Below are 9,999 nucleotides of genomic sequence, written 5' to 3'. Positions count from 1 at the left end.
ACAAAGTCTCACCCTGCTTTGCAAGCAGGCGCGACCGTGCACACGTGACGCCTTCCCTGCCGTTCGAAGCCAATGCTGACCGGCAGGAAACGCCCGATCACCTCCGCATTGGTCAGCGCGTGCTGGCTGACCGACGAAGTACTGAACTGGCCGCCGCCAGCCAGCGCCAGGGGCAGCATCAACTGGTCCGCCAGATGCTCGCCGACCGCGGCTTCACACGACTGGAACTCCCGCATTTCCGCCAGCGCATGCTGGGCCACGTCTTCCGCCCTGACCATCTTGGCGCCGAAGCCGGCGAATACTTCCGTAACCTGCGCATACTCGAGCGTCAACAACACGGCATTGCCTGGGCCCTGGCCCGGCGGGAGCGTCCTCATCAGCAGGTTCTGCTCATCCCACCCCGTCTTGCTGCCAATGCAGGCAAGTTCGCGCTCGCCCACATGCCCCGGAATACCGGCCACCAGCGCTTCGGCATAACCGCGGCGCAGCTCGCCGCGCTCCAGCAAGTGGATCGGTTTCAGTTCCGGACAAGGCGCCACCGAAGCCACCGCCACGCCGCCACCCGCCGGATAGAATCCGTGACGCTCCAGACGGAACTCCACCTCCGTCCCCATCGCCTTCAACAACGGGCAATATGCCCGCTGCAGGAATTCGAAAGGCGGCGCCATCGAATTATGCGTGCCGCCACTCACCCGCACGGTCGAGGGCCCGTCCGCATGCAGCAAGGCCAGCGCCAGCGTCTGCAAGACAAGCGTGCAACTTCCGGCCGTGCCGATGGCGAACTCGTAGTCGCCAGCCGTCAGCCTGCCAGGCGCGAACACCAGCTCCCGCGAGCCGACTTCGGCGTGGGTTACGGTCGCACCACTGATCCGGGCTGCCGCCTGGACCACCACCAGGTGCTGACGCATCAGCCCCGGCTTGTCCCGGTTCGCCCGGATATTCGCTACGCGAAATGGCTGCCCGGTAATCATGGACAGCGCCAGCGCCGTCCGTAGAATTTGTCCGCCGCCTTCTCCGGCGGCGCCATCGAGTTCGATCATGGTCGCCTCTGTTCTTTTACCAATAAATGATCGTGTCACCCCTTCACGCAGACAATCTGCTTGAGCGTGTGCACGACCTCGACCAGATCACGCTGTGCGTGCATGACCGCATCGATATCCTTATAGGCCATCGGGATCTCGTCGATCACGTTGACGTCCTTGCGGCACTCGACGCCTTCGGTCGCGCGCGCATGGTCGTCGACAGTGAAGCGGCGCTTGGCCTCGTTGCGACTCATCGTCCGGCCGGCTCCGTGGCTGCAGCTGTGGAAGCTGTCCGGATTTCCCTTTCCGCGCACGATGAAGCTCTTCGCCCCCATCGATCCCGGGATGATACCCAGCTCTCCCGCCTTTGCCGACACCGCACCCTTGCGCGTCACCAGCACATCCTTGCCGAAGTGATGCTCCTTCTGCACATAGTTGTGGTGGCAGTTGACCGCTTCCACATGCGTCTCGAAAGGCTTGCTGATGACGGTGCGCACGGCCGCGATCAGGTTCTGCATCATGACCTCGCGGTTCATGCGCGCGAACTTCTGGGCCCAGCTCACGGCCTCGACATAGTCGTCGTAGTGCTCGGTTCCTTCTTCGAGGTAAGCCAGGTCCTCGTCCGGCAGGTTCATGATATGCCGGCGCATGTCCTTCTTGGCCAGCTCGATGAAGTGGGTTCCGATGGCGTTTCCGACGCCGCGCGATCCGGAGTGCAGCATGAACCACACCGCGCCGGTCTCGTCGAGGCACACCTCGACGAAGTGGTTCCCGCTGCCCAGCGTTCCCAGGTGGCGGTAGTTGTTCGTCTTTTCCAGCGACGGGGTCTTGAAGCAGATCGCGTCGAACTCGTCCTTCAGCGTTGCCCAGGCGGCATCGACCGGCGCCGGCGGCGTGTTCCACGAACCGACGTCGCGTCCGCGATGATTCCGCGTCTTCGGCGACATCCCGTGCGGGATCGCCCGCTCGATCGCGCTGCGCAGGGCGGACAAGTTGTCCGGCAGATCATTCGCGCTCAAGGTCGTCTTGGCGGCCATCATTCCGCAGCCGATATCGACACCGACCGCGGCAGGGATGATTGCGCCAAGGGTCGGAATCACGCTGCCGATCGTCGACCCCTTCCCCAGGTGGACGTCCGGCATGACGGCAATGTGCTGGTAAATGAACGGCATGCGCGCCGTGTTTGCCAGCTGCTTGCGCGCGGCATCCTCGACCGGCACCCCTTCGGTCCACATCTTGATCGGACGTCCGTCGTCGACGTCCATGACTTGATAGCTGTTCTTTTCCATTTTTCGTTCTCTACACATCAATAAAGCCGATGACAAGATCGGTGAAATGTGTACTGCACTGAGCTACTTGGCCTGCGCCAGCCTGGGGTTGAACCAGGGACCTCCGGGCATGCCCGGCGCTCTATCCTGTAATTTCACCAGCATTCATCGAACACGATTGAGATGACGGGACAAGAATGGCTGCGACGGATACAGTTTGGAATGTAATCGCAGCCGCATTCCCGCCCTCTCAAACCTTTACGCCACCGGCAGCTCGATCGCCTCGATCTCGCCTACCCAATGGCGACCGTCCAGCTTCCCTTCCGCGAAGGCCGCGACGATCTTGAATACTTCATCCGAAAATCCCCCGACATTGAGCACGTCGTCGCGCTCGCAAGCCTGGGTGCTCGCATTCGGGGCGCAGTCGATGCACACCAGGCGCGCCTTCGGATTGCGCCGTTTGAAAATCTCCCACTCCGCCATCATGGCCGACGCTCCGCGGCGCGCATCGACCCAGGACTCGTTGTCCGACACAAAGACCACGAGCTCGGCGTGAACCTTGTGCTGGTTCAACCAGGCCAGGGGCGCGCTGCAATTCGTGCCGCCTCCAGGCTGGGCGGCCAGCTTGGCAGCGTTGTCGAGCACCTTATCCGCCGGGCTCAATGCGCAGGAAACAACCTTGACTTCGAAAGGCAGCACCAGCGTTTCCGGGTTCTTGCGCAACATGGCCGACGCGACCAGGGCCGCGACATCGATGCAGCGGATCGCCGAGCTCGCCGTTCCGCGCGCACCGGAGACCGGCGCCGACATCGACCCGGACACATCCGGGCACACGACCACCTTGCCCATCACCACAGGCACATTGCCGAGTGCAAGCTCGAGCGCATCGTGCAGCGCCCCGCGCACTTCCATCGGCACATCCGGCGAGGCCGCCTGGTAAGCCGCCATCAGCTGGTAAGGGAAGGCGCCGGCTTTCGCGATCAGCGCCGGGTTGCGCAACTTGTCGGCAATCAGCTTTGTCATTCCTTCCAGCGCGAAGACGCCATGGCGCGCGAAGGTATTCAGGTTCATCCGCACCATCTGCCAGCTTCCCTGCAAGGCCAGCTGCGCCCACTCCTGCGCACCGAGTTCCAGCGCGGTCAGCATCTGGAAAGGCACATCCGGCAGCGGCTGGGTCCGGTCGCGCTTATAGGCTTCGAAGGCGCGGGTCAGCGGCGGCAGGCTGGCCATGTCCACCGGCTTGCCGATCAGCCAGGCGAAGAAGGCTTCGCGCCACGCCTCGGCGGGCTTGGGATGGACCATCTTGACCACGTCCGCCAGCGAAGGCGAGTTGCCGACGGCAGCCGACAGCAGCTGCGCTTCCGTCGCCTGGTTCAGCCAAGCCTGCACCAGCTTCTTCGGCCGCGATCCCAGCGAGCGGCGCCCCACTGCGCCCGAACGCAGGATCTGCACGAAATTGCGCAGCATCTTCCCGTTGTTCACGACCCGTCCGAAGGTGGGCGCCAGTTCGGCGGCCCGGGCATTGGCCAGGATGGCGGTCAGCAGCGCAGGCATGTCCTTCATGTAGCCTCGCTCGCGGAAATACACCGCGGTGCGGGCAATGAAGGCCGAGTCCAGCTGGCTGCACAGGCCGGTTACCGCCGACAACTGGGCCTCCGCGTTCGCGTAGAACGTCGCATGCAGGCAGCCGGTGGCGGCGTACTGGGCGAGCTGGTGACGCGGCGTCATCGCGTACGCCGGCGCTCCTGCACCGTTGACAGCATCGGTGGACGGCAAGAATGCGCTCTTGAGTGTGCTGAACAGCTGAATGTTGGCCATGATGCTTATCCTTTTCTTCTTGTCTTGCATCTACTTATTGCAAAGCCCGTGCCAGGTCTGCCATTCACGCGTTCTCCATCAGTAAGTCATTGATTTTTATACCATTGGTCAAATGACATGAAATGTCGGGCAGTTAAGACTGGTGGAGATGCCTTATGTTAATATATACATAGAGATAAACATTTATAAAAAATGAAGAAGCGTACAGTCGTCATCGGATTCGTCGGCACGAAGCTCGACAGCGGAAAAGGCAGCGGACGCTGGGAGAAATGGAGGCCGAGCATCGCGCTGACCCAGCACGACGATGTGGTCATCGACCGCTTCGAGCTGATCCATGACGCTTCGGCGCAGTCGCTGGTCGAACAGGTAGTGGAAGACATTGCCGGCGTATCGCCTGAAACCCAGGTAGTGCCGCGCACGATCAGGCTGCAGAACGCCTGGGACTTCGAAGAGGTGTATGCGGCACTCTTCGATTTCGCCAAGACCTATCCTTTCGAACCAGAAGAAGAGGATTACTGGATCCATATCACGACCGGCACCCACGTCGTGCAGATCTGCATGTTCCTGCTGACCGAAGCCCGCTTCTTCCCGGGACGGCTGGTTCAAACCTCGCCGCCGCGGCGCCAGGGGCCGGGAGAACCGGGCACCTATGCGCTGATCGACCTGGACTTGTCGCGCTACGACCAGATCGCACAGCGCTTCTCGCGCGAGCAGGTCGAAGGGGTGGCATTCCTGAAATCCGGCATTGCCACCCGCAACGCCCGCTTCAACGCAATGATCGACGAGATCGAGCGGGTGGCGATCAAGTCCAGGGCGCCCATGCTCCTGATGGGGCCGACCGGCGCCGGCAAGTCCTTCCTGGCCCGCAGGGTGTACGAGCTCAAGAAGGCCCGGCACCAGATCGACGGCAAGTTCATCGAGCTGAACTGCGCCACCCTGCGTGGCGACGGCGCGGCCTCCACCCTCTTCGGCCACACCAAAGGGGCGTTCACCGGCGCCGCCTCGGACCGCCCCGGCCTGCTCAGGAGCGCACACCGCGGCCTGCTGTTCCTCGACGAGATCGGCGAGCTCGGCCTGGATGAACAGGCGATGCTGCTGAAGGCGATCGAAGACAAGCGCTTCCTGCCGGTGGGCAGCGACAACGAAGTCCAGAGCGATTTCCAGCTGATCGCCGGCACCAACCGCGACCTGGCCCAGGAAGTCGTGGCCGGCCGCTTCCGCGAAGACTTGCACGCCCGCATCAACCTCTGGACTTATGTGCTTCCCGGATTACGCGAGCGGGCGGAAGATATCGAGCCCAACCTCGGCTACCTGCTCGCCCAGTTCAGCGAGGAGAACGGCCAGATGGTGCGTATGAACCGGGAAGCCCGCGAACGCTATATGAAGTTCGCCGGTTCCCCGTCGGCCCTGTGGACGGGAAATTTCCGCGACCTGCTGGCCTCGGTCACCCGCATGGCCACCCTGGCCGATGGCGGCGGCATCACCGAGGCCATCGTCGACCACGAGATCCGCCGCTTGCAGAGCCAGTGGCAACGGATGGCCCGCCCTGGCGACACGGAAGGCGTGAGGCTGGCGGAGGTCATGGCGCAAGAGGAAGTGGACGGGCTGGACCTGTTCGATGCCATGCAATTGTCCAGTGTAATCGCCGTGTGCCGGCAATCGAAGTCGCTGTCGGAAGCGGGACGCAAGCTGTTCGGCGTTTCACGAGAGGCGAAAAGCAGGCCGAACGACGCCGACCGCTTGAAGAAATATCTCGCCCGCTTCGGGCTTGCCTGGGACCAGATCGGCAGCACGCCGAACTGAAGCGCTCGCGCACAAGGGCCGCGCTGTGGCCGGCGTGCGACTCAGCGTGCGCTTGCCGAGAACTTGTCCTTGGCATCCGCAGATCCTTGCTCCATAGTGGTTTCAAGCGTGCGCGCATTGATGGTCGTCGACTTTGCGCGTACTGTTCAGTCATGGAAAAAGAGCAGACTGAGCTTAAAAAAATCGATTCGGAGATGCGCAACATTATCGAGGAAGCGCGCGTCATCCTTCCCGGGATTCAGGCCCTTTTTGGATTCCAGACCATTGCGGTCTTCAACGACCGGTTCGAGGACCTGGCGACATTCGCGAAGATCTGCCATGTGCTGGCACTGGTCATGGTCATCGTTTCGGTGGCAATGGTCATGACGCCGGCCATCTATTACCGGACCTGCCGAGGTCACGCCACCCACGCCATGGTCAGGTTCGCGTCGCAGATGATTCGCGGGGCGCTTGCCCCGCTTGCCATCGGGCTCGCCCTCGACATGTTCACCGTGATCTACCTGGCGACTGCGGACATGCCCGCGCGCCTGGCAGTCAGCATCGGCGCCGCGGTCGCGACGCTGCTCCTGCTGTCCGGACTGTGGTACGTCGTTCCGCGCAGGGCGCAGAAAGTAGGGAACGAAACGAGGGGCTACTGATCCATATGTGAAAGGCCGAACAGAGAGGCCTTCTTGCAGCCGGATAATAAGCAGCCGAAACAAGGACGACACGGCCAAGATCTGGTGGCAAAGAGGAACCGCCGCGACCTGCCGTGGTCGTAGACACGTCGGCGACTACCCGAATTGCATAACGCAGAACTGGGCGACACTCGTCAACCCGAGGTTCCGTTAATCGGGGGGGACAAAGAGGGTGACGAGTGTTGGCCCAGCCGTTCACGGCATACGCAGCGCTGGAACAAGACGGTGCTTCATCCTGCATCCTTCTGGACGGCGATGCCGCACGACTGGGCGTCCTGGCCGCAGACAGCCAGGCGACAAGCCTCGGCGAATAGCCGGGGCTTGTCTTTTGCAGTGACGGCGTCCTTCTTCGTTGCGCGCTTCAGGACCTGATTCCGTCGATGCGGCTATTGCGCTTGCTCCTGCGCCGGCGCCGACATCGAGGCGACGAGTTCATGAAACCAGCGTTCCTGGCGCGTTTTATGGAGCCGGTACCAGGCCTTGGTGGTTTCCGGTCGCCAGACCTTCAGCATCTTCAGCACTTCGTAAGAAAATTCGAGAGGCGCCAAGCCGGTCGCGGTGATCAGGTTGTCGCCGCGCACCGCAGGATCCTTGCGGTACCAGGCCTCTCCCCGGTAATCGGGACAGGACTGCTTCAGGTAGCCGAGGTCGTTCGACGTATGACGCCGCCGGTCGAGCGCACCGACACCCGCCAGGCCGATCGTCGCGCCGCAGATAGCCGCCACATGGTGGCCCTGGTCCAGCAGGCTGGCGGCCAGTTCGAGAACGGGCTTCACTTGCGGCGACTCCCATATCTCCGCGCCCGGCATCAGCAGCAGATCGCCTTCCTGCATCCGGATCTCGTCGATCGCCAGGTCCGGCATGTAACTCACGCCGCCCATGCTTTTGACTTCGTCGCGGGTCAGGCCGGCTTTGAGCAGGCTGAAATCCATGCCCGGATCGGCGAAGAAGCGGCGGCTGTTCAGCTCGGCGGTCAGGTAGCCGATTTCCCAATCGGCCAGCGTATCGACGGTTACCAGGAATACCTTCATCGCAGCCTCCTCATGTCGTGGCAGAGCAGTATAGCTGGGCCTGTTCCTGGGTGCGCAGCCATGCCTGGAAATCGCTCACTTCGCGCCTGCCTTGCCCGTCCTGCGGGACGACCAGGTAGTAGGAAGCGCTCGCAGGAATGGATAAGGTCCCGATCCGGCACAGGGTCCCGGCCTTGAGCGCGTCGGCGACCAGCCAGCTCCTGGCCAGCGCGACGCCCTGCCCGCTCTCGGCCGCTTGCAGGACCAGGGCCGAGTCGCGGTAGACCGCGCCGAACTCGCATTCCGACGGGTCCAGCGAGGCCTGGTCCAGCCAAGTCTCCCATGGATGGAAATCGTCGCGCAGGAGGATGGCGCGGCGCAGGTCCTGGATCAAACGAAGACGGTGCGCGCGGATGTAGGCCGGGCTGGCAACCGGGAACAGGCGTTCTTCGAACAAGAGTTCGCTGCTGACGCCTGGCCATTGCCCGTCGCCGTAGCGGATACCGAGATGCGCGCCGGCCGCCTTCAGGTCGACCACGGCTTGCGTGGCGGCGACTTCTACCTCGATGTCCGGATGGCGGAGGAAGAAGTCGCCCAGGCGCGGAAGCAGCCACCTGGCTGCGAAAGAAGGGAGCACATTGATGCGAAGGCGCCGGGCGTCACCGTGACGCAAGCTGTCGGACACTTCGGCCAGCTGCTGCAGGACCGGCCGGACCACGGCCAGGAACTGCTCGCCTTGTGGCGTCAGCGCGATCTCGCGTCGCGACCGGTCGATCAGGGAGGTCCGCAAGGACGACTCGAGTGCACGCATCTGGTGGCTGATGGCGCTATGGGTGAGGTGCAGTTCGGCGGCGGCCAGGGTGAAACTGCGCAGGCGTCCGATGGCTTCGAAGGCGCGCAAGGTGTGCAGCGGCGGGAGGGACGAACTCATTGTGTGAATGGCATTCAAGAAATGGTGAGTATAAAGCGTTTTTTCTCTGCGATTGGCGATGCTATAACGTGATTTTCATTCATGGAATCGAGTATGCACCCTCGTCATTTGCTCGCCGCGATCGGCATCGTCGCCATCTGGGGCTTCAACTTCGTCGTCATCAAGCTAGGGTTGAAGGATCTGCCGCCGCTGCTGCTCTGCGCACTGCGCTTTACGCTGGCCGCCCTGCCGGCGGTTTTCTTTGTGAAGAAACCGGACGTCCCATTCGGGACCATCGTCACTTATGGCCTGGTGATGTTCGGGATCCAGTTCGCCTTTCTGTTTGGAGGAATGAACCTGGGTGTGTCGGCGGGACTGGCTTCGCTCACCCTTCAGCTGCAGGCGTTCATGACGATCGGGCTATCGGCATGGCTGTTGAGCGAGCGCCCTACCCGTTTCCAGATTGGTGGCGCGGTATTGGCCTTCTCGAGTATTGCCCTGGTCGCTGTCAATGTCGGCGGCGATGTGTCGGCGCTCGGCCTGGCGGCGGTGATCCTGGCGGCTTTGGCTTGGGCATGCGGGAACCTGCTTGCGAAACGCATGGGCAAGGTGAACATGTTTGCGCTGGTGATCTGGGGCAGCCTGGTGGTGCCGATTCCCTTGTTCGCACTGGCGCTTCTGGTCGAGGGGCCGGCGCGCATTGTGGAGAGCATCTCGCATCTCAAATGGAGCTCAAGCGGGGCGATCGCCTATCTGGTTTATCCGACGACGCTGCTCGGATTCGCGGTGTGGAATCGGCTGCTGGGATTGTATCCGGCGGCGAGCGTGGCCCCGCTAACTTTGCTGGTGCCGGTGTTCGGGATGGCGTTGTCGGTCGTGGTGCTTGGCGAGGAACTGCAGCCGTGGAAAGTGATGGCGTTCGTGCTTGTCATCCTGGGGCTGTGCGTGAATCTGTTTGGGGCGAAGTTGTTTGTGGGTCTGAAAGGAGCGGGTCAATGAGGAACGATGGCGGTCTTCCGCAAGTCTTTGTGCCGGGTGCGGAGGCAGCGCCTTATGTGGCGGATGCTCGATCGGCGTGGCGGGTGAAGCTGGCGTTTCGCGTCGACTTCACGAATGGCGGCTATGTGGAGGGGAAGGACTTTTTGCTGGATATCCCCGGGACGGCGGTCTCGGTGGGACGCGCGGCAGAGATGCTCGTGTCGTCGATGAATTTGTTGCGGGCGGGGCCGGTTACCATACTCGAGATGGAGGTGGTGCGGCGGGGAGAGCATGATGATTTGTGAAGGGCCGCTGTGGTCTGCTGGCGCTCGGTGACCTTGGGTTCCGGCCAAGGGGACGCCGAGTCCCGGAAGTCGTAGCCGCCAGTGGCGGGTACGACGGTTTTGAAGTTAGATGCGCTATCGCGGCAGTATTTCGACTCCCAGCTTAAAGACCGTCGTCCCGGGACTCGGCGCCCCCCTTGGCCGGGATCCAAGTTTGTCGCGTTTCGAT

The 9,999-nt window shown here is 62.5% G+C and carries 9 protein-coding genes; 4 read left to right on the top strand and 5 right to left on the bottom strand.

The window, feature by feature from the left end; genetic code table 11:
• Positions 1 to 8: 8 nt before the first annotated feature.
• From rtcA to KBW95_RS24220, 3 genes are all read right to left on the bottom strand, one after another.
• A complete protein-coding gene (gene rtcA / locus KBW95_RS24230) occupies positions 9 to 1,040 on the bottom strand; it encodes an RNA 3'-terminal phosphate cyclase (protein WP_211527106.1) in 1,032 nt (343 codons plus the stop codon).
• Between the two features lie 35 nt (positions 1,041 to 1,075).
• On the bottom strand, positions 1,076 to 2,311 hold the full coding sequence (locus tag KBW95_RS24225) for an RtcB family protein (RefSeq protein WP_211529540.1): 1,236 nt from the start codon (positions 2,309 to 2,311) through the stop codon (positions 1,076 to 1,078).
• A gap of 237 nt (positions 2,312 to 2,548) precedes the next feature.
• The gene (locus tag KBW95_RS24220) at positions 2,549 to 4,108 is read right to left on the bottom strand and encodes an RNA-binding protein (protein WP_211529539.1); all 1,560 of its coding nucleotides are present in this window, start codon (positions 4,106 to 4,108) and stop codon (positions 2,549 to 2,551) included.
• Between the two features lie 192 nt (positions 4,109 to 4,300).
• Between KBW95_RS24220 and rtcR the strand changes: the two genes are divergently transcribed.
• Both rtcR and KBW95_RS24210 read left to right on the top strand, forming a co-directional pair.
• Complete coding sequence (gene rtcR, locus KBW95_RS24215) at positions 4,301 to 5,911, top strand: RNA repair transcriptional activator RtcR (protein WP_211527103.1); 1,611 nt, start codon at positions 4,301 to 4,303, stop codon at positions 5,909 to 5,911.
• Between the two features lie 152 nt (positions 5,912 to 6,063).
• Complete coding sequence (locus KBW95_RS24210) at positions 6,064 to 6,549, top strand: DUF6328 family protein (protein WP_211527102.1); 486 nt, start codon at positions 6,064 to 6,066, stop codon at positions 6,547 to 6,549.
• A gap of 425 nt (positions 6,550 to 6,974) precedes the next feature.
• Here the strand turns inward: KBW95_RS24210 and KBW95_RS24205 are convergent, their stop codons facing one another.
• Positions 6,975 to 7,619 carry a DJ-1/PfpI family protein gene (locus KBW95_RS24205; RefSeq protein ID WP_211527101.1) on the bottom strand — a complete coding sequence of 215 codons (645 nt, stop codon included), beginning with the start codon at positions 7,617 to 7,619 and terminating at the stop codon, positions 6,975 to 6,977.
• 10 nt (positions 7,620 to 7,629) lie between these two features.
• Complete coding sequence (gene gcvA / locus KBW95_RS24200) at positions 7,630 to 8,529, bottom strand: transcriptional regulator GcvA (RefSeq protein ID WP_211527100.1); 900 nt, start codon at positions 8,527 to 8,529, stop codon at positions 7,630 to 7,632.
• Positions 8,530 to 8,622: 93 nt separating this feature from the next.
• Between gcvA and KBW95_RS24195 the strand changes: the two genes are divergently transcribed.
• Both KBW95_RS24195 and KBW95_RS24190 read left to right on the top strand, forming a co-directional pair.
• A complete protein-coding gene (locus tag KBW95_RS24195) occupies positions 8,623 to 9,507 on the top strand; it encodes an EamA family transporter (protein ID WP_211529538.1) in 885 nt (294 codons plus the stop codon).
• The gene (locus KBW95_RS24190) at positions 9,504 to 9,791 is read left to right on the top strand and encodes a hypothetical protein (RefSeq protein WP_211527098.1); all 288 of its coding nucleotides are present in this window, start codon (positions 9,504 to 9,506) and stop codon (positions 9,789 to 9,791) included. Before KBW95_RS24195 ends, KBW95_RS24190 begins: the two co-directional genes overlap by 4 nt.
• The last annotated feature ends 208 nt before the right edge of the window (positions 9,792 to 9,999 follow it).

It is taken from the genome of Massilia sp. ZL223 (genome assembly GCF_018119395.1).
In the GTDB taxonomy this organism is placed as follows: domain Bacteria; phylum Pseudomonadota; class Gammaproteobacteria; order Burkholderiales; family Burkholderiaceae_D; genus Telluria.
Note: the sequence above shows the minus strand (reverse complement) of the source record. Positions and strands in the feature narration are given on the sequence as shown.